This is a genomic window from Halosimplex carlsbadense 2-9-1, assembly GCF_000337455.1.
In the GTDB taxonomy this organism is placed as follows: Archaea; Halobacteriota; Halobacteria; order Halobacteriales; family Haloarculaceae; genus Halosimplex; species Halosimplex carlsbadense.
Map to the genome: position 1 here is coordinate 45,443 of NZ_AOIU01000036.1, position 25,528 is coordinate 70,970.

Annotated in this window: 29 protein-coding genes, 1 tRNA gene and 1 other RNA gene; 15 read left to right on the forward strand and 16 right to left on the reverse strand. The window is 68.0% G+C overall.

All coding sequences use genetic code 11. The features are described 5' to 3' along the window. The first annotated feature begins 117 nt into the window (after positions 1-117). The 3 genes from C475_RS17000 (at position 118) to C475_RS17010 (ending at position 1,670) form a co-directional block, all read left to right on the forward strand. Positions 118-402 (forward strand): ribonuclease P protein component 4, encoded by a 285-nt coding sequence (locus tag C475_RS17000; protein ID WP_006885102.1) that lies wholly within the window; start codon positions 118-120, stop codon positions 400-402. A gap of 84 nt (positions 403-486) precedes the next feature. Further along, positions 487-735 (forward strand): YhbY family RNA-binding protein, encoded by a 249-nt coding sequence (locus tag C475_RS17005; RefSeq protein ID WP_006885103.1) that lies wholly within the window; start codon positions 487-489, stop codon positions 733-735. Further along, complete coding sequence (locus tag C475_RS17010) at positions 732-1,670, forward strand: mechanosensitive ion channel family protein (RefSeq protein WP_006885104.1); 939 nt, start codon at positions 732-734, stop codon at positions 1,668-1,670. Before C475_RS17005 ends, C475_RS17010 begins: the two co-directional genes overlap by 4 nt. A 305-nt stretch (positions 1,671-1,975) precedes the next feature. On the opposite strand, the gene C475_RS17015 is transcribed toward C475_RS17010, so the two are convergent. From C475_RS17015 to C475_RS17020, 3 genes are all read right to left on the reverse strand, one after another. Next, entirely contained in the window at positions 1,976-2,842 is an 867-nt protein-coding gene (locus C475_RS17015) for an alpha/beta fold hydrolase (protein WP_006885105.1), read from the reverse strand. A gap of 344 nt (positions 2,843-3,186) precedes the next feature. Beyond that, an RNA gene (gene ffs, locus C475_RS22470) (signal recognition particle sRNA) lies at positions 3,187-3,500 on the reverse strand. 80 nt (positions 3,501-3,580) lie between these two features. Beyond that, positions 3,581-4,000: a DUF7548 family protein gene (locus C475_RS17020; protein ID WP_006885106.1), complete on the reverse strand. Its 420-nt coding sequence runs from the start codon at positions 3,998-4,000 to the stop codon at positions 3,581-3,583. 135 nt (positions 4,001-4,135) lie between these two features. On the opposite strand from C475_RS17020, the gene C475_RS24965 reads away from it, so the two are divergent. After that, the gene (locus C475_RS24965; RefSeq protein ID WP_006885107.1) at positions 4,136-4,531 is read left to right on the forward strand and encodes a DUF5798 family protein; all 396 of its coding nucleotides are present in this window, start codon (positions 4,136-4,138) and stop codon (positions 4,529-4,531) included. Positions 4,532-4,569: 38 nt separating this feature from the next. On the opposite strand, the gene C475_RS17030 is transcribed toward C475_RS24965, so the two are convergent. Both C475_RS17030 and C475_RS17035 read right to left on the reverse strand, forming a co-directional pair. Then, complete coding sequence (locus C475_RS17030) at positions 4,570-4,980, reverse strand: CoA-binding protein (RefSeq protein ID WP_006885108.1); 411 nt, start codon at positions 4,978-4,980, stop codon at positions 4,570-4,572. Positions 4,981-5,018: 38 nt separating this feature from the next. Next, a complete protein-coding gene (locus C475_RS17035; protein WP_006885109.1) occupies positions 5,019-5,654 on the reverse strand; it encodes an RAD55 family ATPase in 636 nt (211 codons plus the stop codon). Between the two features lie 234 nt (positions 5,655-5,888). On the opposite strand from C475_RS17035, the gene C475_RS17040 reads away from it, so the two are divergent. After that, a tRNA-Arg gene (locus tag C475_RS17040) sits at positions 5,889-5,963 on the forward strand. Between the two features lie 273 nt (positions 5,964-6,236). Here the strand turns inward: C475_RS17040 and C475_RS17045 are convergent. Continuing rightward, a complete protein-coding gene (locus tag C475_RS17045; RefSeq protein ID WP_006885110.1) occupies positions 6,237-6,875 on the reverse strand; it encodes a TetR/AcrR family transcriptional regulator in 639 nt (212 codons plus the stop codon). Positions 6,876-6,971: 96 nt separating this feature from the next. Here C475_RS17045 and C475_RS17050 point away from each other — a divergent pair, with 96 nt between their 5' ends. From C475_RS17050 to C475_RS25185, 3 genes are all read left to right on the forward strand, one after another. Continuing rightward, positions 6,972-7,889, forward strand: coding sequence for an ABC transporter ATP-binding protein (locus tag C475_RS17050; protein ID WP_049930884.1), 918 nt, complete (start codon positions 6,972-6,974; stop codon positions 7,887-7,889). Further along, positions 7,882-8,667, forward strand: coding sequence for an ABC transporter permease subunit (locus C475_RS17055; RefSeq protein WP_006885113.1), 786 nt, complete (start codon positions 7,882-7,884; stop codon positions 8,665-8,667). Before C475_RS17050 ends, C475_RS17055 begins: the two co-directional genes overlap by 8 nt. Before the next feature lie 415 nt (positions 8,668-9,082). After that, positions 9,083-9,217: a hypothetical protein gene (locus tag C475_RS25185; RefSeq protein ID WP_268869920.1), complete on the forward strand. Its 135-nt coding sequence runs from the start codon at positions 9,083-9,085 to the stop codon at positions 9,215-9,217. A gap of 41 nt (positions 9,218-9,258) precedes the next feature. Here C475_RS25185 and C475_RS17060 read toward each other — a convergent pair whose 3' ends face one another. Further along, positions 9,259-10,341: a glycerol dehydrogenase gene (locus C475_RS17060; protein ID WP_006885114.1), complete on the reverse strand. Its 1,083-nt coding sequence runs from the start codon at positions 10,339-10,341 to the stop codon at positions 9,259-9,261. A 135-nt stretch (positions 10,342-10,476) separates the two neighbouring features. On the opposite strand from C475_RS17060, the gene C475_RS17065 reads away from it, so the two are divergent. The 3 genes from C475_RS17065 (at position 10,477) to C475_RS17070 (ending at position 13,252) form a co-directional block, all read left to right on the forward strand. Beyond that, complete coding sequence (locus tag C475_RS17065) at positions 10,477-11,457, forward strand: D-2-hydroxyacid dehydrogenase (protein ID WP_006885115.1); 981 nt, start codon at positions 10,477-10,479, stop codon at positions 11,455-11,457. 160 nt (positions 11,458-11,617) lie between these two features. Continuing rightward, positions 11,618-11,791: a hypothetical protein gene (locus C475_RS23995; RefSeq protein ID WP_161625209.1), complete on the forward strand. Its 174-nt coding sequence runs from the start codon at positions 11,618-11,620 to the stop codon at positions 11,789-11,791. A gap of 126 nt (positions 11,792-11,917) precedes the next feature. Further along, positions 11,918-13,252 (forward strand): YncE family protein, encoded by a 1,335-nt coding sequence (locus C475_RS17070; RefSeq protein ID WP_006885116.1) that lies wholly within the window; start codon positions 11,918-11,920, stop codon positions 13,250-13,252. 25 nt (positions 13,253-13,277) lie between these two features. On the opposite strand, the gene hpt is transcribed toward C475_RS17070, so the two are convergent. Both hpt and C475_RS17080 read right to left on the reverse strand, forming a co-directional pair. Then, entirely contained in the window at positions 13,278-13,823 is a 546-nt protein-coding gene (gene hpt / locus C475_RS17075) for a hypoxanthine/guanine phosphoribosyltransferase (RefSeq protein WP_006885117.1), read from the reverse strand. Between the two features lie 93 nt (positions 13,824-13,916). After that, complete coding sequence (locus C475_RS17080) at positions 13,917-15,011, reverse strand: BMP family ABC transporter substrate-binding protein (RefSeq protein ID WP_006885118.1); 1,095 nt, start codon at positions 15,009-15,011, stop codon at positions 13,917-13,919. Positions 15,012-15,254: 243 nt separating this feature from the next. Between C475_RS17080 and C475_RS17085 the strand changes: the two genes are divergently transcribed. Genes C475_RS17085 through C475_RS17095 form a run of 3 tightly spaced genes read left to right on the forward strand, consistent with a single transcriptional unit; the run spans position 15,255 to position 19,163 of the window. Continuing rightward, complete coding sequence (locus tag C475_RS17085) at positions 15,255-17,024, forward strand: ABC transporter ATP-binding protein (protein WP_006885119.1); 1,770 nt, start codon at positions 15,255-15,257, stop codon at positions 17,022-17,024. Beyond that, complete coding sequence (locus C475_RS17090; RefSeq protein ID WP_006885120.1) at positions 17,021-18,121, forward strand: ABC transporter permease; 1,101 nt, start codon at positions 17,021-17,023, stop codon at positions 18,119-18,121. Before C475_RS17085 ends, C475_RS17090 begins: the two co-directional genes overlap by 4 nt. A gap of 49 nt (positions 18,122-18,170) precedes the next feature. After that, positions 18,171-19,163 carry an ABC transporter permease gene (locus C475_RS17095; protein ID WP_049930886.1) on the forward strand — a complete coding sequence of 331 codons (993 nt, stop codon included), beginning with the start codon at positions 18,171-18,173 and terminating at the stop codon, positions 19,161-19,163. Positions 19,164-19,193: 30 nt separating this feature from the next. Here the strand turns inward: C475_RS17095 and C475_RS17100 are convergent, their stop codons facing one another. After that, positions 19,194-19,748 (reverse strand): metal-dependent hydrolase, encoded by a 555-nt coding sequence (locus C475_RS17100; protein WP_006885122.1) that lies wholly within the window; start codon positions 19,746-19,748, stop codon positions 19,194-19,196. Between the two features lie 83 nt (positions 19,749-19,831). Beyond that, positions 19,832-20,488 (reverse strand): molybdenum cofactor guanylyltransferase, encoded by a 657-nt coding sequence (gene mobA, locus C475_RS17105; RefSeq protein WP_161625210.1) that lies wholly within the window; start codon positions 20,486-20,488, stop codon positions 19,832-19,834. A gap of 140 nt (positions 20,489-20,628) precedes the next feature. Here mobA and C475_RS17110 point away from each other — a divergent pair, with 140 nt between their 5' ends. Then, the gene (locus tag C475_RS17110) at positions 20,629-21,462 is read left to right on the forward strand and encodes a molybdopterin synthase (protein ID WP_006885124.1); all 834 of its coding nucleotides are present in this window, start codon (positions 20,629-20,631) and stop codon (positions 21,460-21,462) included. A gap of 5 nt (positions 21,463-21,467) precedes the next feature. Here the strand turns inward: C475_RS17110 and C475_RS17115 are convergent, their stop codons facing one another. From C475_RS17115 to C475_RS17135, 5 genes are all read right to left on the reverse strand, one after another. After that, a complete protein-coding gene (locus tag C475_RS17115) occupies positions 21,468-22,148 on the reverse strand; it encodes a hypothetical protein (RefSeq protein ID WP_006885125.1) in 681 nt (226 codons plus the stop codon). 24 nt (positions 22,149-22,172) lie between these two features. Then, the gene (locus tag C475_RS17120; RefSeq protein ID WP_006885126.1) at positions 22,173-22,499 is read right to left on the reverse strand and encodes a hypothetical protein; all 327 of its coding nucleotides are present in this window, start codon (positions 22,497-22,499) and stop codon (positions 22,173-22,175) included. A gap of 48 nt (positions 22,500-22,547) precedes the next feature. After that, the gene (locus C475_RS17125; RefSeq protein ID WP_006885127.1) at positions 22,548-23,741 is read right to left on the reverse strand and encodes a molybdopterin molybdotransferase MoeA; all 1,194 of its coding nucleotides are present in this window, start codon (positions 23,739-23,741) and stop codon (positions 22,548-22,550) included. A 118-nt stretch (positions 23,742-23,859) separates the two neighbouring features. Next, entirely contained in the window at positions 23,860-24,096 is a 237-nt protein-coding gene (locus C475_RS17130; RefSeq protein ID WP_006885128.1) for a DUF7511 domain-containing protein, read from the reverse strand. 117 nt (positions 24,097-24,213) lie between these two features. Then, positions 24,214-25,527, reverse strand: a complete 1,314-nt coding sequence (locus C475_RS17135; RefSeq protein WP_006885129.1) for a P-loop NTPase — start codon at positions 25,525-25,527, stop codon at positions 24,214-24,216. Position 25,528 lies beyond the last annotated feature (1 nt).

A 25,528-nucleotide genomic window follows, 5' to 3' on the forward strand; every position in this document is an offset into this window, starting at 1 on the left:
TTACCATCTCGGTTCGGGTCGCCGAGACCTCGAGGACCGGTCCCGACCGCCGGGTCAGGGGCGGCAAGGCGCCGGCCGAACGCAAAGTATACCTGCCGCTCGGCGACATCTCGGAACGTGGACACCGAGGCAATCGCTCGCGAGCGCATCGACCGCCTGCGCGACCTCGCCAGGGAGGCGACCGTCGACGGCGAGGACGACCGCGCACGCCGCTACGTCCGTCGCGCCCGCCGCATCGCCGAGCGCAACCGCCTCGCGCTCCCCCGGGAGTTCACCCGCTTCACCTGCGACCGCTGCGACGCCTACCTCCGCCCCGGGGCGAACGCCCGCGTCCGTCTGCAGGAGGGCCACGTCGTCGTCACCTGCGACTGCGGCGCGCAGGCCCGGTACCCCTACGACTGACCGCACACCAGCGCTCGCGACCGCGAATTTCCGGCCCGACACCACCCGTAACCTTTGAACGGCTTCACTCCTACTGATAGAGACATGAGTGATTCAACACGCGCACAGCGGATCCACGAACTCGATGTGACGGTCTGGGTCGGCAAGAACGGCCTCGACCCCGTCGAGGACGAACTCAACGACCAGCTGGCCGAGCGGGAGTTCGTCAAGGCGAAGTTCCACCGGTCGGCCCGCGGGGGGACCACCACGGAGGAGCTGGCAGACGACCTCGCGGAGCGGGTCAACGCCGAGGTGGTCCGGACCCGCGGCCACACTGCGGTGTTCGAGCGATGACGACGCTCCCGCTGGCCCCGCTTCAGGCGGAGGCGCCGGTCGAACCCGACGGCCCCATCGCGAACTTCCTCGCCGATACGTTCGGCCTCGAAGCCCAGCTCGCCAACGCCGCCGGTTCGGCGATCACCTTCGTCGTCGCGTTCGTCGCGCTGTACGTCCTCGGCCGCGCCCTCATCAGCCCCATCGTCGGCCGTTTCCTCTCCGCGCGGGACCTCGACGAACACGCGCGCAAGCCGCTCCGGAAGCTCACGAACTTCCTCATCGCCTTCGGCGCGCTCGGCGTCGCCTTCGCCTTCGCCGGCTACGGCAACATCCTCACCTCCATCGCCACCGTCGCCGCCGCGGCGACGCTCGCTATCGGCTTCGCGCTGCAGGACGTGCTGAAGAACTTCGTCGCCGGCATCTTCATCTACACGGACAAGCCGTTCCGCATCGGCGACTGGATCGAGTGGGACGGCTACGCCGGCGTCGTCGAGGACATCAGCCTGCGCGTCTCCCGCGTGCGAACCTTCGACAACGAACTGCTCACCGTCCCCAACTCCCAGCTCACCGACGGCGTCATCAAGAACCCCGTCGCCAAGGAGGAGCTGCGCCTGAAGTTCCTGTTCGGCATCGGCTACGACGACGACATCGACACGGCCACCGAGATCATCGTCGAGGAGGCCGACGACCACCCCGACATCCTCGACGACCCGGCCCCCTCGGTGCGACTGACCGAACTCGGCGATTCCTCGGTCGGCCTCCAGTCGCGCATCTGGATCGCCGAGCCCAGTCGCGCCGACTTCGTCAAGACCCGCGGCGAGTACGTCACCGCAGTCAAGGAGCGCTTCGACGAGGAGGACATCAACATCCCCTACCCGAACCGCACCATCGGCGGCGGCATCGAACTCTCGAACGTCGAGGGCATCGTCGAGCCGACGACGGGCGACGACTAGCCACTTTTTCCTGACGGGGGTTTCCTCGGTCGTTCGAAAATCGCGTGGCGATTTTCGCAGCCCATCAGAAGCGCGACGCGCTTCTGAGGGCGCCTTCGGCGACCTGCGGGAACCCCTGCCCGCAAAAACGTGGGGAAAAAGGCCGGATGTCTCGCTCCCTTCGGTCGCTCGCGTCCGGTGAACCGCGCCTGCGGTGCGGATGCTGGGGGCGGACCAGCCCCTCCCCGGGTCGGCCGACGGAGCGGCCTCCCGGCCACCGCCCGGCCACCGCGACCGCTCCGCCACCGCACCACACCGCAACCGCGCTACGTGCCGCTCTCCTCGGTCACTTCCGCCGTCTCCACCGCCTCACTCGGGTACGCTTGTGCCAGCAGTTTCCGGACAGCCTCGGTAACGAACTCGGGATTGTCGAGATTCGAGGCGTGGCCGGCGCCGGGAACTGCGTGGAGGGTCGCACCGCCGATTTCGGTAGCGAGGTGTTCGGCCTGTCGGCGCATGAACGGCGCCTCGTGCTCCCCGTAGAGAACGAGCGTCGGTGCGGAAATCGCGTGAAATCGAACCTCGGTGCGGTGGAAACCCGCGACCGCGCCGATGACCTTCGCGAACTCGTCGGTGGCCATCTTCGGTCCCGTCTCGCGAATGCGCTCGATGTTCCCGTAGTCGCCGCTGACGCCCTCGCCGGAGATCCGCTCCTGTAACCTGACCATCCAGCGCTCGACGCGCTCGTAGCCGAACAGGCGGACGAACGGCACCGTCGCGCGGAGCGCCAGCGACCGCTGGAGGCGCTCGCCGACGGAGAGATATTCGGGTGCGAAGGTGTCGGCCAGCACCAGCCCGGCCACCCGGTCGGGGTGTCGTGCGGCGTACACCTGGGCGATGCAGCCGCCAGTCGAGAGCCCGCAGAGGACGGCTTCGTCGATCTCCAGCGCGTCCAGCAGCGCGTCCAGATCGTCGGCGAACAGGTCGACGGAGTAACGGCCCCGCTGGGACCCGCCGGTGCGGCCGTGACCGCGCACGTCGTAGGCGATGGTGGTGTACTCGTCGCTCAGCGCGTCGAGTTGGGGATCCCACTGGGAGTAGTCGACGATAGCGCCGTGGACGAACACGACCGGCGGCCCCTCGCCCCGGCGCTCGTAGTACGTCTCGATGTCGTTGGTGCGGACGGTGGGCATACCGCTGCGTACGCCCTCCGCGGGGATAAGGTCGTCAGCGGTCGCGGTGTGATGCGGTGCAGTGGCGGAGCGGTCGCGGTGGCCGGGCGGTGCTGTGCGGGGCGGTCGCGGTGGCCGGGCGGTGCTGTGCAGGGCGGTCGCGGTGGCCGGGAGGCCGCTCCGTCGGCCGACCCGGGGAAGGGCAGGCCCGCCCCCAGCACCCGCGCCGCAGGCGCGGTTCACCGGACGCGAGGGAGCGTAGCGACCGAGTCGTCCGGCTTTTTCCCCACGTTTTTGCGGCGGAGGACCCCCGCAGCGAGCCGGAGGCTCGCGAGGAGCTCTCCGACGCAAAAAGCGGTATGAATGGACGGACTCCCGAGGTTGCCCGGTCGTTCGAGCGTGGGGAATCCCGCTTGCCTCCTCCACCCCGCGGCCCTGCGAGCGACGGGTGTCCGAGGGTCCGCTGCTCGCTTCCGCGCCTGACGGAGTGCCCTCGATCAACCGCGGCCGCGCGTCCCTGCAGACGCGACGCCGCGGACCGCCGTCCCCGTAGGACGAGGCTTCTATGTTGGCTTGCGGGGCCCGCGCCCGTCTGACCGGACGCACCCGGTGTTCGGCCCCTGCTAAAGGCCATACCGCAGGTGACGAGCAGGGCCTAGCTGCCCGGCCTAGTCCACTCCAACGTACCCCCGTCCATCATAAGGACCTTTCGGGTCACTCCGACGACACGGCCCCGAGATCGGCCGACCGCGACGGGGCTCAGAGCAAGCCGAGCGTCCGCGACCACCAGATGCTGGCGCCCGGAATCAGCGCGGCGACAGCCGTCGTCGCCCAGCGGTGGGAACTCAACACCGCCGGTGCGTCCATCCCACCGACGACTCCGACGGGGAGAGTCACCGCCCAGACGGCGAGGGCGACGACGACGAAGAAACCGAGCGCGATGCCGACGCCGGCCGCCAGCGGCGGGTCGGTGCGCTCGTCGCGACCCGCGGCGAGGATGATCGCGGCCACCAGCGCGAAGACCCCGCCGACGAGCGGGTTCAGCGCGCCCGCGCCGTAGTAGGTCCCCACGGCCGACCCGACCGCGGTCCTGACCAGCACGTAGGGGAGACCCAGCGACACGAGCACGAGCAGGCACCCGACGACGCCGACCAGCGGCGCGAGCCGCGTCTGCTTCATGTCCCTGACTCCGCACGCTCCGGGTTTAATCGCCCCGGTCTCCGCCCGAGGGGGCCCGTTCCGTCGGTCCGAGACCACTCGGCGACCGGGCGCCGAGCCGAAACACCGACAACGGGGGAGACCGAACGGCCGGGCATGGGATTCGGTGACACCGCGAAGAAGATCCAGCGCGTGACCGACATCGCGGAGAAACTCTACGAACGGCTCAATCAGGTCGTCGAACAGGTCCAGGACCTCAAAGAGCGCGTCGAGTCCACCAGCGACCAGCTCGACTCGATGGACCGGGAACTGGCCGAACAGCGCGCCATCGTCGAGGCGCTGGCCGAACAGCAGGGTATCGACGCCGAGGCCGTCGTCGCCGAGCGCCTCCCCGATCCCGACCCGGGCGAGGAGGCAGACGGGAGCGAGACGGACGGGAGCGACGCCGAGAGCGCCGACGAGACGGCGTCGAGCGCCGGCTCGACCACGGCGGACGCCGCGAGCAGCGCCGACGCCTCCGACTCGACCGACTCCGCCGCGACGAACGACTGAGGCGGTCGGTCGCCTGCGGTGTCGCCACCGCCCCGACGCTATCCGAACAGCCGTTCGTGTTCTACCTTCAGACAGCGGTCCTGCACGAAGTGCCGACCGGCCGCTGTGACGCGTTTGCCGGCGTCGTCGTGGGTGATCCCCAGCTGGAGCCAGACGGTCCCGGCGTCGTCGCGCTCCAGTGTCTCGTCGACGATCCCCGGTACCTCGTCGGTCGGCCTGAACACGTCCACGATATCGACCGTCTCCTCGACCTCGGCGAGCGAGTCGTACGGCTCCCGGCCGAATATCTCGTCGGCGTAGGGGTTGACCGGTATCACCTCGTAGCCCTGCTCGCGCATGTACGCCGGGATGTCGTGGGCGGCCTTCCCCGGCGTGCTCGACAGGCCGACGACGGCGATCGTGTCCCCTTCGAGGATCTCGCGAAGCGTGTCGTCGGAATCGACTGGCATACACGGACAGTGGGCCGAGACGCGCAAAAGACTGCCGGCTACCGCTCCAGCGGGTCCGGCGACGCGTCGGGGATCGTCGTCGACACCGAGCCGTCCACCTCGACGGAGATGGCGTGGTCGAACAGCTGCTGAAGCGTGTTCAGTGTCTCGTCGTCGTGAGCCGTCGACTCGATGATGTGGACGCCCATGGCGTCGGCGTTCTCGATACGGCTGGTGAACACGTGCATGAACCGGAAGACGGTCTGGACGTCCGAGTACATCAACAGCGTCGACAGCGAGTCGACCAGCACGCGGACGTTCTCGACCCCGCGCTCCTGACGGAACTCCTCGACGAACTCGGAGAACTTGATCCCGATACCGGTCATGTCCTCCGGCGAGGAGGCGTACTTGACGATGTCCGTGTCGCGGGCGCTCCGCCCCTGGTGTTTCGTCACGCAGTCGACGATGCCGATGTCGACCGACCCGGGGTCCGAGACCAGCGCCTCGTAGTCGTTGAGGACGCGACTCGCGCTGTCGCGGGTGGTGACCACGATGACCCCCTCGCCGCGCTCGGAACCGTGGGCCAGCACGTCGAGCGCCATGCGGCGCTTGCCCGACAGCGGCGGCCCCGAGACCAGCAGGTTCGTACCCGGGGCAACCGTCGCGTTCCCGAACGTCGATCCGAGGTCGTACATTCCTACGGGAGTCACCACCGTTTCGCCACGAACCGCGACCGGTCCGCTCGATATATGTCGATTAGTCGCGGCGGTCGTTAAAATCTTTATTATGGCTCCGGCATCCAGGGACCGCTCGCACGGCCGACCCGATTCGCCGCCCACCGCTCGATATCGTCGGACCGGATCGCGATCGTCGCTCCTCCGGCACGGATCGGGACGTTTAAACATCGATGCTCGTGTAGAAGTTTGTGAGGGCGCTTAGCTCAGTTTGGACAGAGTGCTTGGCTTCGGACCAAGCTGTCGCGGGTTCAAATCCTGCAGCGCCCATAGATTCTCCGACCAATAATCGCGGGATAGCGTTGGTGTTGTCGGTCGAGCGATCCTGATGTTGCTTTCGTTCGATGTTCGAACGACGGGTGATCTCCACCGGGGTTCACCTACGGCTAAACAGGTGGCAAGTCAGAAAATCAACTGCCGATCGATACACCGCCCTTGGGCTTTGTCAGGATACGCGTGCTGCATACAGAGCCTGAATTTGGCAGGATATTTCCTCGTTTCACATCGAAGTTGCTGATCGAAAAAACCAGTTATACCATCCAATCAGTCTTCTAATATGAGCCCCCTAGCAAGCACCGCCACCATCTTGTCCTGTATATGATTGTATATCCCTTCCTGAATCTCCTCCATATCAGCCGTGTATTCCTCGTATTCGTCTTTATGAAGGATTAAGAGCCCAAGTGATGAACCCATGAGACCTAACACGGTTACTGGCTCCATCTCAGATATGGGCCCCTCACTTTGCGATTGGATGTCTTGGATAGGTGGAATCAGCGCTTCCATCTCTTTGCGCTCTATCTCAGCAATCTGATCGGATGAGATGTCTCCAAGAACGTCTCGATAGTCCTGTCTAAGGAAGACCTGTTGGATGAACTCGTTCTCTTCGCCAAATTCGATGTAACACCGGAAGAACCGCTCGAGGCGTTCCCGTGGATCGTCAACTCCTTCCAGTTCTGATCTCAGCGTCTTCGCAAACTCATCTAATTCTTGTTTGAATATCTCTACATAGAGATCAGATTTCGCGTCGAAGAATTGATAGAACGTGGGTTTAGCGATCCCGACAGGGTCAGTGATGTCCTTTACAGTTGTCTTCGCTGGCCCATACGTCACCAACAGCTCCTGTGCGGTCTGAATTAGCTCTACTTGTATCCGTTCCCGTTCCTCATCACTGAATTTCCGCATGTTCGATAAAGGGACCTGTGAACTCATAACCGAATCGGTTTTCAGTTATTACTACATAACCGGAACGAATATTTAGTCATGAAGGATAGAAGAAGTATGGCTACCATCGAAGTTAATAACCTGACAAAGGATTATGGGGATGTTCGCGGCGTAGACTCGGTCTCGTTTACGGTTGAAAGCGGAGAGATTTTCGGCTTTCTGGGGCCGAACGGAGCCGGCAAGACAACGACGATTCGGACGCTTCTCGGGTTACTTGAACCGACCTCTGGAACTGCGACTGTCCTCGGAGCAGATATCAACGATGGGGATGCACTCATCGATGCCAAGCGACAAATCGGGTATTTGCCTGCACATCTCGGGTTCAACGAAGAGGTGACCGGTGCAGAAGTCCTGGACTATCACGGATCCGTCAAAGGTGATGACCGTCGAGAGGAACTCCTCGATATATTTACGCCCCCGGTCGAACGCCCTATTCGGGAGTATTCTACCGGGAATAAACGCATGCTTGGCATCATCCAAGCCTTCATGCACGATCCTGAGCTCGTCATAATGGACGAACCGACATCTGGCCTCGATCCGCTCAAGCAAGAGGAGTTTAACGAGTTCGTCAGGAAGGAACGCGAGGGAGGGAAGACGCTATTCTTCTCGTCCCACGTACTGAGCGAAGTTCGTCGCATTTGTGATCGGGTCGGAATCCTCCGTGATGGAAAACTCGTCGGATTAGAGGATGTCGAGACGTTGATAGGACAAGGTGGTATGCGCGTCCGGCTTCGGACGACTGATGAGGCCAGGGCTGATCTCACAGCACTCAATGGGGTAATTGATGTCCAGACGTTCGCGGACGGGCTCCAGTTCATTTACACTGGTGAGTACAACGCACTGCTCCGGGAACTTGCGACCCACGACGTGCGTGAGATCAAAATTAGCGAACCGCCGCTCGAAGACATCTTCCTGCACTACTACGGGGCAGATGGGTCAGCAGAATCCAATCAGGAGGTGCACTCGGATGCTTGAGACCACCCGATACGAGACGACCCGTCGGCTCCGAGGAACGGTGATTCTGACGATCGGTGTGAGCCTCTACGTGGCTTTCATCGTCTGGTATTTCTCCCTCGTCGATGCTTCGGCCTACGAGCAGATAGCGGAATCAGTGCCGCCTGCGATGAGGGGGGCGTTCGGCATTCAAACGATCGGAACGATTGAAGGGTGGCTCGGAGGACAGATTTACACGTTCGTCTGGTTGGTGGGTCTTGGGATTTACTTTGCATACTCAGCGGCGGGACGGATCGCAAGTGATATCGAGAACGATCGGATGGATCTGTTGCTCTCGTTCCCGGTTTCTCGGAGCCAATTACTTCTTGAGAAGTTCGCGTCGATGTTGCTTCCACTTATCCTGCTGAACGTAGTTGTGGGCGGTGTCACGTACGGTCTAGTGGTGGCGATTGGCGAGACGGTTGATCCGATGCATCTCGTGTTGGCGCATCTCCTCTCGATCCCGTATCTCCTCGTCTGCGCTGCGATCGGAATAACTCTCTCGGTACTCGTGAATCGGGCGGCGGTTGCAGAGCGGGCTGCCATCGGGCTGATGTTCGTTCTCTGGCTCGTCGAATCAGCAGTTGGCGCGGCGGAGGATTTCTCGTGGATTCAATTCATTAGTCCGACCCATTACTACTCACCGACACCAGTTCTGATCGACGGAACGTATGAGTTGCTGGACTCTGGTATCCTCCTTGCTGGATTTTTGGGATTGCTCATACTGAGTCAGGTTCTGTTCCAGCGGCGAGATATCTAGATAGACCCTCGATCTATTTGTGAAGAGAAATTGTGTGTTCTCTCAGCAACTATTTTAACACGGTTCCAATATCGGATATCAGACCGGTCGCATCTTTACGGGCTACATCATTTGTTTGGGCCAATCGTTTTGTCCACATCTTGTACTGAACGAAAACTCGCTCAAAACCGGAGGAGACCCTGTGTAACAGATGCGCTCTGTTTCTCGCAAGGGGGGTGTAGACCTCTCGTTGGGGAGTCATAACGGAGGGTTTTCAGACGGGCGAATTCGGACGCCCCAGGCCTGAGAGGTCAATTCGTTCGATGGTCGAACCGGAGCCTGCAGCGCCCATACATTTGCGGTGAAATAATCGCCAGATGCGTGGCGATTCCCGGCCGAACGACCGGAGTAGGGTGCTTTCGTTCGATAGTCGGACGTGGGGTGGTTTCCGATCTCGTTCATCCCGGCGGTGCTGGCGGTGACCGGCTGCAGCCTCGCGACCCGCTGGCTGTACGCGTCGCCGCGGAGTCTGCTCGAAGCGGGGCTGGCGTCCGCAGAGGCGGCCGAGTAGCGGCGGAGCGGGTCGGTTGTCACGACGCGACTACGGTACGGTCACCCGCCGCGGCGCTCTCGGATCAGCTCGTCGGCCGTCCGGACGGCGTCGGCGACTCGCCGCGGAGTCGCGTCGACGGGTTCCAGGTCCATGCCGTGCTCGCAGGCGACTTCGCCGACGGTGATCAGGCCGTCCTCGCCGACGCCGAGTTCGGCCAGGGTCACGTCCAGGCCGATATCGAACAGGAGGTCGAGCACCTCCGAAATCGTCCCGGGGCCGGCACCACGACAGACGAGCTCGGCGACGGTGCCGAAGCCGACGAGCAGGCCGTGGGGTTCGCGGACGCCGGCGTCGGTGAGGCCGATCTGGACGGCGTGGGCGCCGGCGGTCCCGCCGCTTTCGAAGCCCAGCCCCGACAGGAGCGTGTTGGCCTCGACGACGCGCTCGACGGCCGGGGTCACGGCGTCGCGGCGGACCGCGGCCAGCGCGTCCGGGCCGTGCTCGCGGACGCGGCCGTAGGCCTCCTCGGCGAGCGCCTGGGCGGCGAAACTCGACTCCCCGTCGGCGTCGGTGCGGCCCCCGGTGGCAGCGACGGCCTCGGCTTCGAAGCGGGTCGCGATGGCGTCGCCCATCCCGTAGGCGAGGAAGCGGGCGGGCGCGGCGGCGACGACGGCGGTGTCGACGAGGACGAGTTCCGGGTTGCGGTCGCGGTAGCGGACCTCGCGGAAGTTCCCGGCGTCGTCGTAGACGACGGCGACGGTGCTCGTGGGCGCGTCGGTGCTGGCGATGGTGGGGACGACCGCCAGTGTCGCGCCGATGCGATCGGCGACGGCGGTGGCCACGTCCATGGCGACGCCGCCGCCGACGCCGACGACGAGGTCCGCGCCGGCGGTCGTGGCGGCGTCGACGTGGTCGTCGAGCGCGGGGTCGGTACAGCGGTCGACGCCCGCGGCGGTGTGAGCGACCTCGATCCCGGCGTCGGCGAGCCCCGTCGAGACGGCGTCGCCGACGGTCGCGAGAGCGGTGTCGCCACCGAGGACGACGGCGCGGTCGGCGTCGAGGCGGTCGAACTCGGTGCCGGCATCGCCGAGGGCGCCGGCGCCCTGAACGTAGGCGCGAGGGGAGACGAAGCGTCGGTGCATGGGCGGCGGTGCGGCGGGAGAGCGCTAAAACGTTCGGGGGACGCGGTCGTCGGGAGATCCGCCGGTCGTCGCGGACGACCCGGCGAGTTCCTCGCTCGCGCGAACGCTTATGCGGGCCACGGACGAGACGGGACCATGGCCGGATCAGACCGGATCGTCGTGTTGAACCAGCCCGCACACGGGGTCCCGGCGAGCGAGTACGCCGCGGAGCTCCGCTCGCGGCTCCCGAGCTACCACGTCCAGCTCCCGCGGACGGAAGGCGAGACCCGGGAGACGATCGGCACGGCGCGGGTCGTCACCGGGATGCACATGGACGAAGAACTGCTCGCGCGCGCCGAGGACCTCGAACTGTTCGCCGGCGGTTCTGCCGGCGTCGGCCACCTGCCGCTGGACGCCTTCCGCGAGCGCGGCGTGGCGGTGACGAACGCCTCGGGCGTCCACGGTCCGAACATCGCCGAGCAGGTGGTCGGCTGGCTGCTGGGCTTCGCCCGGCGACTCGACGAGGGGTGGCGCCGCGAGCGGACCAACACCTGGCAGCACTTCCGCGGCGGCGAGTTCCAGGGCTCGACGGTGACGGTCGTCGGCATGGGCGCCATCGGCGAAGCCGTCGTCGAGCGGCTGGACGGGTTCGGCGTCGAGACGATCGGCGCCCGTTACAGCCCCGGGAAGGGCGGGCCGACCGACGAAGTCGTCGGGTTCACGGACGAAGAGGCGTTCCAGGGAGCGCTCTCGCGCTCGGAGTACGTTGTCGTCGCGGCGCCGCTGACCGACGAGACGCGCGGGCTCGTCGGCGACGGCGAGTTGTCGGCGATGCCGACCGACGCCGTCCTCGTCAACGTCGGCCGCGGACCGATCGTCGACACCGGGGCGCTGGTCGACGCGATCCGCGGGAACAAGCTGGGCGGCGCGGCGCTGGACGTGACCGACCCGGAGCCGCTGCCCGCCGACCACCCGCTCTGGGAGTTCGACAACGTCCGGATCACGCCGCACAACGCCGGGTCGACCCCGAAGTACTGGGAGCGACTGGCCGACATCCTCGTGGAAAACGTCGAACGGATCGAGGACGGACGCACCGACGACCTCCGGAACCAGGTCGTCGTCCCCGACGGCGAGTGACCGCGCTGGCCCGAACGATCCCCGGCAGGCGGCCCTGCCGTCGCCGCGGCATCCCCTGTGGCCCCAGTGCGATCTTCTCTGCTGTGGTGGTTGGTAACACATGTATAAGTGGGTGCCGTCCCAAGCGGGAGGTAAGGGTACTGCACCCGGAGGACAACAGATGTCGAGCAACGCAGACAACGACGGGGAACTGCCAGTGACCGCCGACGACGACGTGACCGTGGGTCGGTATCGGGCCGTGTTCACGGGCGCGGACCTCGTCATCTACGACGACGAGGCCACCGACGGCTGGATCCAGAGCTCGGTTCCGCTGTGGCTCGACCACTGGCGGTAACCCCTCAGGGGCTGCGGTGGAGGGGTATCGCCGGAACCCCCTCGTTCGCGATCGGCCGCACGCCGGTCGCGCGTCGGTCGAACACACCACCAGCAGGTATTTTCCCGGACGGTCCCTGAAACGGGTATGGCCGACGGCGACGAGGCGCGGCTGTATCCGAACCGCGCGCGGCGGGGCGAGGTGGCGGACAGCTCCGATGGTGGGCGGGCGAGCGTCTCCCGGCGGGGGTTGCTCGCGGGCTCGGCGACCGCGGGCGCTGCGCTCACGGCGGGGTGTTCGAGCGGACCCGGCGACGGAACCGACACCGGAACGGCGACCGGGAGCGAGCGCGACGACGACGACACTGTCGTCGTCTTCAACACGGGCGACGCGACTGTGAGCCTGATCGACCCCGCCCGCGACGAGGTGGTCGACACCCAGCACGTCGGCCTGTCCTCGTCGTTCCCGTCGAACCAGTACGCCCCCGACGTGACCACCGCTTTCGAGGACCCGCTGTGGCTCAACGTCGGCCGCGGCGTCCGCGCGGTCGCGGCCGGCTCGCTGTCGGAGGTGGCCCGCGTCGAGACCGGCTCCGGGTCGAACTGGCAGGAGTTGACGCCCGACGGGGCGAACGTGGTCGTCAGCGCCCGCGAGCCCGCCCACCGGAACCTCCTGATCGACGCCGACCGCGACTCGGAGACGTTCGGCGAGATCCTCGCGGAGATTGACCGGGCGGACGAGGGCGGTCGCGGCGACCGCGAGGGGCCGGGCCCCTGCGACGTGACCGTCCACCCCGACGGCGCCGTCGCCTACGTTCCCGACCTGTTCGGCGACACGCTGACCGTCCTCCGACTGGACCCCTTCGAGATCGAACGGCAGATCGACGTTCCCACTCCGAGCGGGGGCGACGGCGGGGGCGGTGACACCGCGTCGGCGCCGTGGATGGGAACGGTCGCGCCGAGCGGCGACCGCCTGATCGTCGAGCACCAGACCGGCACCGAGAGCATCTGGGACACGAGCGACCCCGCGAGTCCCGCCCTCCTGACGCAGTTGACCCCCGACGCGGACGGACTCGGAGCGGGCGCGCTCACCAGCGAGGTCGGCCCCGAGTCGCGCTACGGCTACGTGTTCACGCCGGGGACCGACGACGTTTCGGTCGTCGATATTCAGGCGGGGACGGTGGCGGACCGGATCGATATCGGCGGCTCGGCGTTCGCGGGCACGTGGGACCCCGCTCGCGAAAAACTGTACGTCCCGGTCCAGACGAGCGACGAGGTGGCGGTGATCGACGCGACTTCGCGGGAACTGGTCGAGCGGATATCGGTCGGGTCGGCGCCTTACGGCGCGACGGCGGCGCGGGTCCGCCCCGAGCCCGACGGGTCGGCGAGCCTGCTCGCGGCGATGGCCGCCGTCGGCCTCGACGTGGGCGAGGCCGACACCACCTACTGCATCGGCAACTGCGCCTGCGGCCACCGGGTCTGACCGGTCCGGGTCCGAACGGGGGTCGTCAGTGGACGGTGACTTCGCCGTCCTCGACGGTGATGTCGAGGAGGCTGGTCGCCTCGTAGTCGGTCTCGTCGAGGGCGCTCTCGCCGACCTTGTTGAGGACGACGACGATGTCGGCCACGTCGGCGCCGATGTCATCGAGCGCCTCGGTGATCGCCGCGAGCGTGCCGCCGGTCGAGAGCAGGTCGTCGACGATCAGGACGCGGTCGCCGTCCTCGATGTCGTTGATGTACATCTCCGAGGAGGAGTAGCCCGTCGACTTTTCCAGGGAGACCTCGTCGGGGAGCCCGTACTCGCGTTTGCGGATGACGACGAGCGGGATGTCGGTCTGCAGCGACAGCGCGGTGGCGACGTGGATGCCCATCGCCTCGGGCGCGACGATCTTGTCCACGTCCAGGTCCGCGTTGCGGACGATACCGACGACGACCTCGCGTAGCAGCGCGGGGTCGAGCATCGGGACGCCGTTGCTGATGGGGTGGACGAGATACTCGTAGCCGTCCTTGTCGATGATAGGTGCCTCGTGCAGCGACGCGCGGAGCCGTTCCATGCCCCTCGGTTTCCGAGCGGCGGGAAAAAACTCCTCATTCGCCGGTCGCGGCCATCGGTCGGTCGAGCCGCGAGACCGGCGGGTCGAACCGACTTACTCGGGGACGGAGCCCTCGACGCCCTCGACGTAGCTGCCCATGTCCTGGAACAGCGTCGCGTCGTCGGCGTCGGCGAACTTGCTGTCGGCCCACACGTCCGCGTCGCCGCTCTCGATAGCCGAGTGGGTCTCCTCGACGCTCGACTTCACGTCGTCGGGCACCTCAGGCCCCCATTCGGAGAGGCCGATGATGTCCGACTCGAGGCCCTCGAAGTAGAAGTCCGACTCCCAGGAGCCGTCGCGGACGGCTTCGAGGGTGGGGCCGTAGAACTCCTCCCAGTGCCAGATCGGGGAGGTGACGTAGTTGTCGCCGCCCTGTTCGAGCATCGGGGCGTCGTAGCCGGTCGCCCAGATGTCCGCGTCGGCGGCGGCCTGGACGGCCGCGGCGGAGTCCTGGTGCTGGGCCATCACGTCGACGCCCTGATCGATGAGGGCGTTGGCCGCCTCCTGCTCGGTCGGCGGGTCGTACCACGTGTTCGTCCAGCGTACCTCCGTCGTCGCGTCGGGGTTGACCGAGCGCGCCCCGAGCGTGAAGGCGTTGATACCGCGAATGACCTCCGCGATGGGCAGCGCCGCGACGTAGCCCAGCGAGTCCGCCTCGGTCAGCATCCCCGCCGCGATGCCGGCGAGATAGCGGGCCTGGTACATCCGCCCGAAGTACCGGCCGAGGTTCTCGCTGGTCTGGTAGCCCGAGCAGTGCTCGAAGAGGGTGTCGGGGCTCTCCTCGGCGACCGACACCATCGTGTCCATGTAGCCGAAGGTGTTGCCGAAGACGATGTCGTAGTCGTCCTGGACGTACTGCTCGAAGACGGTCCGCGAGTCGGCCGGCGCGACGGCCTCGGTGTAGCCCGTCTCCAGCCAGTCGTACTGCTCGGCGACCGCCTGCCGGCCCTGGTCGTGCGCCCAGGACCAGCCCTGGTCGCCGACCTCGGAGTTGTAGACGAACGCCGCGCGGACGGTGTCGCTTCCGCCCGACCCGCCGTCGCCGCTCGTGGCCGTGCTGTCGCCACCCGACGAACAGCCAGCCAGTCCGGTCGCGCCCGCGAGTCCCAGTGCCTTGATCGCCCGTCGTCGTGTGATGTCTGTCGCCATTGTGTGTCCCGTGACTGTCGCCGCCGACTTCGGACCCACCGACCGGGCCCGCGGCCGACCGCTCCTGTCCGATAGGGATCGGTGGCGGTCTATAAGGCTGCCTATAGCGGACTACAGAGCCCTATTAGGACTATCGAGACCCTCTAGGGCCGACCGTCTGGGAGGCGCTACCCCGCGAACAACTCCCACGGGGCCGCCGCGGAACGGTATATTCAAGAACGTTCGAAGCCGTCCCGTATCGTAATGGACGAGGACCCGTTCCTCCGGATGTCGGGCGTCCGAAAAGAGTTCCCGGGCGTCGTCGCCAACGACGACGTCGACTTCTCCGTCCGCCGCGGCGAGATCCACGGCCTCCTCGGTGAGAACGGCGCCGGCAAGAGCACCCTGATGAAGGTCCTCTACGGTCTCTACGACGCCGACGCCGGGAGCGTCCACCTCGGCGGCGAACCGCTGGACCTGGACTCGCCCCAGGACGCCATCGACCGGGGCATCGGCATGGTCCACCAGCACTTCAAGCTCATCCCGCGCCTCTCCGTCGCCGAGAACGTCGTCCTCGGCGAGCGCGAACCCGCCGGACCGTTCCGCGAGCGTCGCGGGACCGAGGGCGACGCGGACGGGACCGACGGTGCGGGCGACACCGGCGGCTGGCTCCCCGATGCCGTCCGAACGAATCGCGTCGCCCGCGCGCTCGCCGAGCGGTTCACTATCGGCCTGGACGCCTCCGCGGCGGACATCGAGGCGCTGGCCGACGACTACGGCTTCGACATCGACGTGCGCGCGCCGGTCGCCGAACTCGACGTCGGCGAGCGCCAGCGCGTCGAGATCCTCAAGGCGCTGTATCGCGACGTGGATCTTCTCATCCTCGACGAGCCGACGGCCGTGCTCACGCCCGCGGAGGCCGAGCGGCTGTTCGAGACGTTGCGGACCCTGGCCGACAGCGGTATCTCGGTCATCTTCATCACGCACAAACTCGCCGAGGCGACGGCGATCACCGACCGGGTGACCGTCCTCCGCGAGGGCGAAACCGTCGGCACCGTCGAGACGGGGTCGGTCGACCAGGCGGAACTCGCGCGGCTGATGGTCGGCCGCGAGGTGCTGTTCTCGCTCGACAAGGAGCGCGTCGAACCCGGCGACCCCGTGCTGGACGCGAGCGGACTGCGCGCCGAGGACGACCGCGGGATCGAGGCGCTGTCCGGGATCGACCTCTCCGTGCGAGCCGGCGAGATCGTCGGCATCGCAGGCGTGAGCGGCAACGGCCAGCGCGAGTTGGCCGAGGCGCTCGCGGGCGTTCGCGACCCGACCGCGGGGACCATCGCGGTCGACGGGCGCGACCTGACGGGCGAGCCGGCGCGGTCGTTCGTCGACGGCGGCGTCTCGTTCGTTCCCGAGGACCGCCACGAGTACGGCTGCGCCGAGGAGCTGTCGGTGATGCACAACGCGGCGCTGAAGGAACTGCGCGACGACCGCTTCGACGACGGCCCCTTCCTCGACTACGACGAGCTGGAACGGTACGCCGAGGAGATCGTCGACGAGTTCGACGTGCGCGGCGTCCACGACGTGAGCGAGGTGCCCGCAGGCGATCTGTCCGGCGGCAACCTCCAGAAGCTCATCCTCGGCCGGGAGCTGGTCCGGGACCCGGATCTTCTGGTCGCCCACCAGCCCACTCGCGGGGTCGACGTGGGCGCCATCGAGTTCCTCCGCGAGGCGATCCTCGACCAGCGCGCCGAGGGCACCGGGACCGTCCTCATCTCCGAGGACCTGGACGAACTGTTCGACCTCTCGGACCGCTTGCTCGTGATCTACGAGGGGGAGATCGTCCACGAGACGACGCCCGAGGCGGCCGACCGCGAGCGCGTCGGCATGCGGATGACCGGCGGGGTCGACGACGAGGCGTCGGCGGCGGGCGCGAGCGGCGACGCGGACAGCGACACCGCCGACCGCGCGATGACGGACGGCGGGGGCGTCGGCGCTGATGGCGACGCGACTGAACGGTCCGGAGGTGACCGGCGGTGAACCTCTCGGTCGAGCTGGAGGCCAGGGAGGACGTACCGGCCTGGCTGGTCTACGGGACGCCCGTGTTCACGGTGGTCGGCGCGCTCGCGCTGTCGGCCGTCGCGCTGGTCGCGCTGTCGGTGAACCCGATCGCCGCGTACGGGACGATGTTCGTCGAGACGCTGACCAACCCCTTCGGGCTGCGCCAGACCGCGACGCGGACCGTCCCGCTCGCCCTGGCCGGCCTCGCCGTCTATCTCCCGCTGCGAGCGGGCCTGTGGAACGTCGGCGCCGAGGGGCAACTGTACATGGGTGCGATCGCCGGCACGTGGATCGGCGTCAACGTCTCCCTGCCGATGGTCGCGCTGATCCCGCTGGCGGTCCTCGGCGCGGGCGTCGCCGGCGGCCTCTGGGCGGGCATCCCCGCGTACCTGCGGGCGAAGTGGGACGTCAACGAGATCATCACGACGCTGCTGTTGACGTTCGTCGCCGTCCAGATCGCCAGCTACCTCGTCCGCGGACCGATGCAGGGCGGCCTCGGCAACATCCCGGGGAGCGCGGAGCTACTCGACGCGGCGAAGTACCCGACGATCCCCGTTCTGGAGGTCCACGCGGGCTTTCTCGTCGCCCTGCTGGCGGTCGCGGCGACCGCGATCCTCGTCGCGCGGACACGGATGGGCTTCGAAGTCACCTTCGTCGGGTCGAACCCCCTCGCGGCCGCACAGGCCGGGATGAGCACCGCCAAGGTCTACCTGTTCGTCTTCCTCGTCGGCGGCGCGTTCGCCGGGATCGGCGGCTTCAGCGAGATCTCGGGCGTCCAGGGGCGACTCCGGCCGGCGTTCTCGCCGGACTACGGATTCACGGCGATCCCGATCGCGCTGCTCGGCCGGAACGGCGCCGTTCGCGTCCTGCTGGCCGCGGTCTTTTTCGCCGTGCTGTTCGTCGGCGGGTCGCGACTGGAGGTGTCCTACGGCGTCCCGGCGGCGCTGATCGACGTGATCCAGGCGCTCGTCATCCTCTGTCTGATCACCGCGGAGTTCTTCAAACGCTACAGCGTCGACGTGGAACTCGACGACGAACCGGCGTCGGCCGACGGTGAGCCAGGGGGTGCGGCCTGATGTCGCGCCGACCGTCACGGCCGCCGCGGTCGACGGGAGGTGGGGCCTGATGGTCGGGTTCGCCGCGGGGCTGCTCGACGCGGCCGTCCGCGCGTCGACGGTCTTCATCTTCGCCGCGCTGGGGGAGATCATCAGCGAGCGCGGGGGCGTGCTCAACCTCGGCGTCGAGGGGATGATGCTCGTCGGTGCGCTCGGCGGCTTCGCCACGACGGTCGTCACCGGCAGCTACTGGCTCGGCTTCGCCGCAGGCATGGCGCTGGGCGCGGCGCTCGCGCTGATCCACGCCTTTCTCTGTATCACGCTCAAGTCCAGCCAGGTCATCAGCGGCGTCATGCTGACGCTCCTGGGGACGGGGCTGACCACCTACTTCGGCACCGACTGGGTCAACAGGTCGATCGACGGCTTCCCCCAGATGACCCTGCCCGTGGTCGGCCAGTACCTCGTCGAGATCCCGGTCGTCGGCGAGGCGCTGTTCCGGTCGACCGCGCCCGACTTCATCGCGCTCGCGCTGGTTCCGACGGTGTGGTGGTTCCTCTTCCGGACGAACCTCGGGCTCGAAGTCATCTCGGTCGGCGAGGACCCCGAGACCGCCGACACCATGGGCGTAGACGTGTTCAAGATGCGCTACCTCTGCGTCCTGCTGGGCGGCGCGTTCGCCGGCGCGGCGGGCGCACACCTCTCGCTGGCGTTCTCCCAGCTGTGGGCGACCGGGATGGTCGCCGGCCGCGGGTGGATCGCGGTCGCGCTGGTCATCTTCGCCCAGTGGCGCCCCGAGCGGGCGCTGGTCGGCGCGTACCTCTTCGGCCTGCTCGACGCGCTCCAGTTGCGCTCGCAGGGCATCGACCTGGCGCTCGACGCCGGTTCGCCGCTGGCGGGGGTCGTCAACCCCGCGCTGGAGCTGCTGATGCACCCGACGATCATGTCGACGTACCCCTACCTCGCCACCATCGTCGTGCTGGTCGTGACGGTCGTCCGCTTCGACGACTCGCGGCTGGGCGCGCCGAGCGCGCTGCTGGAACCGTACAGCCGCGAGACGGACTGACAGCGGGGCGGTCGCTCACCGCGGGCTCACTCAGACGTTCTGGATCCGATAGGGGTGGTCGATCTTGAACGCGCTGTAGGCCAGCACGCCGTGAGCGAGCAGCATGACCGCGAGGAAGACCACGTTCCACAGCGGATTGTTGTACCAGATCAGGTCCAGCCCCCACGAGCCGTCGACGACGGGCCACAGCGGCTCGATGGGCGTCGAGATGTCCGGCGCCGAGAGCATGTCGGCGAAGACGTGGCTCAGCCCGCCGACGAGCACCGCGGCGGTAGCGAAGACGAACATGCTGGAACTGTCGAAGTGCTCGTGGTTCACCCACCGGTCGACGCGGTCAGTGAGCAGCCAGGCCGCGAGTGCGCCGAGGACCAGCGCCGCCGCGACGACGAACACGACCGTGTGCGTGACGCCGTGGTGGTGGACCGCGTCCGGGAACACCATCGCGATGTACTTGTCCACGTCGGGTATCGGTGCCATGAACACTGCAAGGGCGACGAACACGACGCTCACGCGGTCGTGCCAGACGAACCACGCCGGGAGCGACCAGAGCAGTCCCATCGCCAGGTGTCCCATCACGTCGACCATCGTGCCCGCGTTTGGGCGTCGAACGGAATATCCCGGCGGCCTGCAGACGCAACCGATCCTCGGTGTATTCTCCCTCAGAAACACTATCGCGTCGGATCGCGCTCCCTGAGCGCCGCCAGCTCTTCGCGCGTGTTGACGTTCGTCGTCGCCTCGGCCAGGGCCGCGCCAGCGTCGTCGTCGGCGTCGCCAGCGACCCGTTCGACGGCCAGCCCGTCGAGCAGCGTCAGCAGCGCGTCGCCCGGGGCGAGGTGATCCAGCGCGTCGTCGAGCGCCGACCGCCGATAGAGAGCGTGCAGCGGCTGGTCGTAGTCGTCGACGACCGGCACGACGGCGTCGACGCACGCGCCGCTCGCGTCGGTCTCCGCGAGTCGCGTCCGCAACGCGTCGATGCCTTCGGGGGAGACCAGCGGCATGTCACAGGCGCAGGCGAACAGCCACTGCGCGTCGGTCGCCGCGGCGGCGGCGGCCAGTCCCGCCAGCGGCCCCGACAGCGAGGGGTCGTCCCGGACCGGTTCGACGTCGCGGCCGTCGAGCGCGTTCCGCAGTCGTTCGGCCTGGTCGTCCGTCGCGACCGAGAGGAGCGGCGGCTCCTCGGTCGCCGCGGCAACTGCGTCGACGACGCTCGCGACGAGCGGCCGCCCCTCGAAGGTCGCGACGGCCTTGTCCGCGTCGCCGAAGCGGGTGCTCCGACCGCCGGCGAGGACGACGCCGCGCACGCGGGGCCGGTCCGGGTCGCTCATACCCGTCGCTGGGACGGCCTCGGGCTTGTGGCTGTCCATCGGGAGTCGGCGGGCCGACGGCGGCCGCGGTCGTACCGAAAGCCGTCGCGACCGAACCGGTGACGCGGAATTTACAAGCCGTCGGGCCGCCCAATTCGGGTATGCAGGTCCTGGGGATCGTCGGACCGTCGGACTCGGGCAAGACGACGCTGGTCGAACGTCTCGCCGAGCGCCTCGTCGACCGGGGGCGCGTCGCGACGGTCAAACACCTCAAAACGGAACCGACCGTCGACACCGAGGGGAAAGACACCGCACGGCACCGCGCCGCCGGCGCGGGGGCGACCTACGGGATCACCGACGACGCGGGCTGGTTCGCCACCGGCGCCGACCGCTCGCTGACGGGGACGCTCGACGAGCTCGCCCCCGACTTCGACTACTGTCTCGTCGAGGGCTACAGCGACCGGCCGCTCCCGACGGTCGCGCTCGCCGGCCGCGACCACGCCGGCGAGACCGTGGCGACCGCCGCCGACGCCGACGCGGTCGACCTCGATTCGCTCGTCGAAGCGGTCGACGACCGCGAACCGTACGAGTCGCTGGCCTCGCTGGTCGCCGACGTGAAGCGGTCGCCCGACGCCCGCTACGCGGGCGCCGTCGCGACGTTCACCGGTCGCGTCCGGGCACAGGAGGGCCCCGACGACGAGCCGACCGAACACCTCGAGTTCGAGAAGTACGACGGCGTCGCCGAGGAGCGGATGGCGGCCATCCGCGAGGAGCTCGAAGCGCGCGAGGGGGTGCAGGAAGTCCGGATGCATCACCGCACCGGCGTCGTCGAGGCCGGCGAGGACATCGTCTTCGTCGTCGTCCTCGCGGGCCACCGCCGGGAGGCCTTCGAGACCGTCGAGGACGGCATCGACCGCCTGAAAGACGAGGTGCCGCTGTTCAAGAAGGAGGTCACCGTCGACGACGCCTTCTGGTCGCACGAGCGGCCGGAGTAGCTCGCTCAGGACCCGACCAGCGGCCGGGTCAACACCCAGTGAGTGGCCGCGAGCCCGCAGAGCGCAGCGACCGTGAACGCGGCCGGCGGGATCTCGACGGTTCGACCGGCGAGTTCGACCGGCGTCGGGCCGAGGAACAGGAGCGGGACCGTCGCGAGCACGAACCAGCCGACGAGATTCTCGAAGACGTGGGTCTGGCGTTTGACCACGCCCTCGGGTGTCGTGAAGGGATGGTCCCTATCGACCGCTGCGCGGCCGCTCTCGGGAGCGTACAGCCATCGCGTCACCGCGACGCCGACCCCGCTCATGAACGTCAGGAAGGCGACCAACGCGATCGGCCCCAGCGCCAGCGAAGCGCGCCCGCCGAGTACGAGCAGGACGGCCAAGCCCAGCGCCGTCGCGACTTCGACGGCGGAGACGCCCCAGTCGTCGTCCCACTCGACGGTCGGAGGCCCCTCGTCCACTTCCAGGTCTTCGTCGTCGAACGACGGGACGTACACCTTGACGAGTACGATACCGGCGAGAACAAATGCTCCCAGATACGCCCCGTAGAACGCGGCCAGCCCGGGGATATCGGTCGGCTCGAAGACCGAACCGAGCACGTACAGCGCTCCCATCAGTCCGACCCCGAGGAGGATCACGAGTACCCGTGGGCGGCGGCGGTCCGAGTCATCACCGGTCGCCATATTCGCACCACAGCGCCGCCTCTCCTAAATCGAACGGTCAGAGTCGGACTCGTGGTCGCCGGTTCCCGGCTGTCGGGAGTCGTCCGCCCGGTCGGCGGGGCCGTCACTGCCGGGACCGTCCCCACGGTCGAGATCGTCGACCCGCGCGAGCCTGTCGTCGACGATCCCTTCGACCTGTTTCAGGAACTGGTAGACGGCGAGGAAGAGCGCGACAAGGATGACGGGGATCCCGAGCGCGCCCCAGGTAATGGCGAGGACGCTGACGACGTAGAGCGCCAGTAGCTGGACGAGTAGCACCGCCGCCCGGCGGAAGATTGACGTGTCGTCGAAGTCCTCCGCGATCGAGGTCATATCGCGAGTGGTGTCGGACGAGTGAAAACTACTGCGGCTCGGTCCCGGTCAGTGGAACGCCTCCCAGCGCTCCACAGTGACCGACTCGCCGGCCGCGACGCCTTCGAGACTCTCCGGGACGACGACCCAGCCGTCCGCGGCCGCCACGGAGGAGAGCACGCCCGCGCCGCCCCGCACGGGCTCGACCGTCCCCTCGTCGGTCTCGCGCACGCGGACGAACGAGCGCACGCCGACCTCGCTGGCGATCTTGCGGTCGAGTGTCGCCTCGAACGCGGGGAACGGTTCGGGCTCGAACCCGCCCGCTTTCGCGACCGCAGGGCGCAACAGTTGGACTGCGGTCACGAGACAGGAGACGGGATAGCCGGGGAGCGTCAGGACGGGCGTGTCGTCGACGACGCCGTAGCCGACCGGGTGGCCCGGTTTGAGCGCGACGCCGTGGCCCAGTACGTCACCGAGATCGGCCACCACGTCGGCGATGAGGTCCCGCTCGCCGACCGAGGAGCCGCCCGTGGTCACCACGATGTCGTGGTCGGTGTCGCGCTCGACGGCCGCTCGGAGCGCGCCCTCGTCGTCGCCGACGATGTCGCGATACGTGGCCTCGCCGCCCCATCGTTCGACCAGTCGCGAGACGGTCAGCCCGTTGGTCTCGGTGGTCTCGCCGTAGCCGGGGTCGAACGCGACCAGTTCCTCGCCCGTCGGGATCACGCTCACCGTCGGTCGCCCGCGGACGGACACCGAGCGGTGGCCGCCGGCCTTCAGCAGTCCCAGATCGGACGGGCGCAGCCGTCGACCGGCATCGAACAGCCGGTCGCCCGACCGCACGTCCTCGCCGGCGGGCGCGACGTTTTCGCCCGGCGGGACGGCGGCGAACACTTCGACCCGGTCGCCCCGCGTATCCGTCTCCTCGACCTTGACGACGGCGTCGGCGCCGTCGGGCATCGGACTCCCCGTGTGGACGTAGCGGGCCAGTCCGGGGGTCACGTCACCCCCGGTCTCGTCGAGGACGGCCGGCGAGCGGTCGCTGGCGTCGTGCGTGTCGGTCGCGCGGACGGCGTAGCCGTCCATCGCCGCGCGGTCGAAGCCCGGCACGTCGCGGGTCGCGGCGACCGAGTCGGCGAGCGTCAGCCCGTCTGCTTCGGCGACGGGCACCGACTCGGCGGCCGCCGGCGGGTTGACGACCGACAGCAGTTCCTCGCGCGCGGCGGCCAGCCGCGTCACCTCGGTGAAGCCCTCGTGTCCCATTGCCGGCGGTTCGGAGGGGAGGACCTAAAGGCGTCCGGGACGGGCGAGGTCGAACGGAGTGAGACCTCGATGCGAACGGCGACCGAAGGGAGCCGTGAGCGCGGTCGAGTCGCAACGGCTACCGCATCGACCCGGCGTCGACCACGAGGCTCCGGTCGACGGAGATCCACGTCGACATGCGCTCGACCCCCGTCGCGTCGGGCGGATGGATCGTACACCGATCGGGCCGGTCGGCGTACTTGACGAGCGCGAGTTCCAGCGTCGGCGGGTCCGCTCGACCGGGCTGGCCGGGGTCGATCGAGGGCGTTCGGGGCTCGGAAGGGGAGTCGTCCGCTGACCGCGTGCGTCCCGACATCGTGATACTCACTCGAACGGTGGCCGCTCGCCCACAAGAGGGCTGCTATGAACTCACAATAGGCCAACGTAGCGGCCCGGAGCCGACCTGAGTGGTGGACGACCGGGGCCGACCGCACTACGGCCGCACGGTCCGCAACACCCACGTCTCGGGATTCAGCTGTTCGACCTCGAAGGGATCCAGGTCGCCGGGGCCGTCGGCCTCGGCCGACAGCGAGGCGATGAACGAGCGCACCGGCGTCGGGTCGCGGTCGGAGACCAGAACCAGCCGTTCGCCCCGTTCGGTCGCGTCGAACCCCTCGCGGACGCGGTCGTGGCGCGCGTCGGCCGCCGCGCCGCGCAGGTCGACCGCCTCGTCGGGCGCGTCGACCGACCACACGTCCTCGACGCGTTCGCGGGCGTCCTCGCCCAGTCGCTGCATCTGTTCCGGGAGGTCGCCGGGGCGGGGCGTCGCCTGGACGCTCGGGTCGAAGTCCAGCTCGGCGAGGACCGGCGCGTCCAGCCCCGAAAGCGGCTCGCCCTCCTCGAACAGGTCGTGCTCGTCGCCGCAGCTCGGACAGGTGAACCCGGCCATGTTGACGGCGACGCCGAGGACGGGCACGTCGTTCTCCTCGAACAGGTCGAGCGAGCGGGCGGTGTCGGTCACGGCGGCGTGGAAGGGGGTCGTGACGAAGACGACGCCGTCGAGGTGGACCTCCTGTAGCGTCGTCAGTACCACGTCCCCGGTGCCCGGGGGGAGGTCGACGACCAGGGTGTCGAGGTCGCCCCAGGCGGTGTCCTCGAACAGCTCCGAGAGGGCGTCGTGGGCCATCGCGCCCCGCCAGGCCAGCGGCGCGCCCGACTCCATCAGCCCGACGCTCATCACGTCCAGCTCGCCGGCCTCGACCGGGAGCGGGTTGCCGTCGTCGTCGGAGTAGACCGGGCCGGAGACTTCCAGCACCTCCGGGACGTTCGGGCCGTGGATGTCGGCGTCGAACAGGCCCACGTCGCGGTCCGAGTCGGCCATCGCGCAGGCGATGTGGGTCGCGACGGTGGTCTTGCCGACGCCGCCTTTCGCGCTGGCGACCGCGATCACGCGGTCCACGTCCGCGAGGCCCGGCGAACGGTCCTCGTCGGCGGCGTGGCCCGTCTCGCGCTCGATGTGGGCGTGTTCGACGCCCGGTACCTCGGAGACGGCGCGGAGCATCGCGCTCGTGACCTGCTCGCCCTCCTGTGGCCGGAAATCGGTCAGGTCGGCGACGACCGTGACCGCGCCCTCGGAGACGGCCATGTCGGAGACGAGGCCGGCCTCGAACACGTCCTTTCCCGCGTCGGGATCCCGGACCTGGCGGAGCGCGGCCTCGATTTCGTCTTGCAGGTCGGCGTCGTTCGGTTCGGAGTCGGTACCGTCGGCGTCGTCGATCGGTCCGTCGTGGTCGGTGTGTTCGGACATG

Excerpts from the sequence above, each read along its gene's own strand:
- C475_RS17060 (WP_006885114.1), bottom strand. The coding sequence starts at position 10,341 with ATGCACCGACGCTTCGTCTCCCCTCGCGCCTACGTTCAGGGCGCCGGC.
- C475_RS24965 (WP_006885107.1), top strand. The coding sequence starts at position 4,136 with ATGGGATTCGGTGACACCGCGAAGAAGATCCAGCGCGTGACCGACATC.
- C475_RS17015 (WP_006885105.1), bottom strand. The coding sequence starts at position 2,842 with ATGCCCACCGTCCGCACCAACGACATCGAGACGTACTACGAGCGCCGG.
- C475_RS17035 (WP_006885109.1), bottom strand. The coding sequence starts at position 5,654 with ATGTACGACCTCGGATCGACGTTCGGGAACGCGACGGTTGCCCCGGGT.
- C475_RS17085 (WP_006885119.1), top strand. The coding sequence starts at position 15,255 with ATGGACGAGGACCCGTTCCTCCGGATGTCGGGCGTCCGAAAAGAGTTC.
- C475_RS17095 (WP_049930886.1), top strand. The coding sequence starts at position 18,171 with ATGGTCGGGTTCGCCGCGGGGCTGCTCGACGCGGCCGTCCGCGCGTCG.
- C475_RS17115 (WP_006885125.1), bottom strand. The coding sequence starts at position 22,148 with ATGGCGACCGGTGATGACTCGGACCGCCGCCGCCCACGGGTACTCGTG.
- hpt (WP_006885117.1), bottom strand. The coding sequence starts at position 13,823 with ATGGAACGGCTCCGCGCGTCGCTGCACGAGGCACCTATCATCGACAAG.
- C475_RS17110 (WP_006885124.1), top strand. The coding sequence starts at position 20,629 with ATGCAGGTCCTGGGGATCGTCGGACCGTCGGACTCGGGCAAGACGACG.
- C475_RS17120 (WP_006885126.1), bottom strand. The coding sequence starts at position 22,499 with ATGACCTCGATCGCGGAGGACTTCGACGACACGTCAATCTTCCGCCGG.
- C475_RS17030 (WP_006885108.1), bottom strand. The coding sequence starts at position 4,980 with ATGCCAGTCGATTCCGACGACACGCTTCGCGAGATCCTCGAAGGGGAC.
- mobA (WP_161625210.1), bottom strand. The coding sequence starts at position 20,488 with ATGAGCGACCCGGACCGGCCCCGCGTGCGCGGCGTCGTCCTCGCCGGC.
- C475_RS17020 (WP_006885106.1), bottom strand. The coding sequence starts at position 4,000 with ATGAAGCAGACGCGGCTCGCGCCGCTGGTCGGCGTCGTCGGGTGCCTG.
- C475_RS17055 (WP_006885113.1), top strand. The coding sequence starts at position 7,882 with ATGCTTGAGACCACCCGATACGAGACGACCCGTCGGCTCCGAGGAACG.
- C475_RS17070 (WP_006885116.1), top strand. The coding sequence starts at position 11,918 with ATGGCCGACGGCGACGAGGCGCGGCTGTATCCGAACCGCGCGCGGCGG.
- C475_RS17100 (WP_006885122.1), bottom strand. The coding sequence starts at position 19,748 with ATGGTCGACGTGATGGGACACCTGGCGATGGGACTGCTCTGGTCGCTC.
- C475_RS17010 (WP_006885104.1), top strand. The coding sequence starts at position 732 with ATGACGACGCTCCCGCTGGCCCCGCTTCAGGCGGAGGCGCCGGTCGAA.
- C475_RS17135 (WP_006885129.1), bottom strand. The coding sequence starts at position 25,527 with ATGTCCGAACACACCGACCACGACGGACCGATCGACGACGCCGACGGT.
- C475_RS17080 (WP_006885118.1), bottom strand. The coding sequence starts at position 15,011 with ATGGCGACAGACATCACACGACGACGGGCGATCAAGGCACTGGGACTC.
- C475_RS17130 (WP_006885128.1), bottom strand. The coding sequence starts at position 24,096 with ATGTCGGGACGCACGCGGTCAGCGGACGACTCCCCTTCCGAGCCCCGA.
- C475_RS17125 (WP_006885127.1), bottom strand. The coding sequence starts at position 23,741 with ATGGGACACGAGGGCTTCACCGAGGTGACGCGGCTGGCCGCCGCGCGC.
- C475_RS23995 (WP_161625209.1), top strand. The coding sequence starts at position 11,618 with ATGTCGAGCAACGCAGACAACGACGGGGAACTGCCAGTGACCGCCGAC.
- C475_RS17045 (WP_006885110.1), bottom strand. The coding sequence starts at position 6,875 with ATGCGGAAATTCAGTGATGAGGAACGGGAACGGATACAAGTAGAGCTA.
- C475_RS17065 (WP_006885115.1), top strand. The coding sequence starts at position 10,477 with ATGGCCGGATCAGACCGGATCGTCGTGTTGAACCAGCCCGCACACGGG.
- C475_RS17005 (WP_006885103.1), top strand. The coding sequence starts at position 487 with ATGAGTGATTCAACACGCGCACAGCGGATCCACGAACTCGATGTGACG.
- C475_RS17050 (WP_049930884.1), top strand. The coding sequence starts at position 6,972 with ATGGCTACCATCGAAGTTAATAACCTGACAAAGGATTATGGGGATGTT.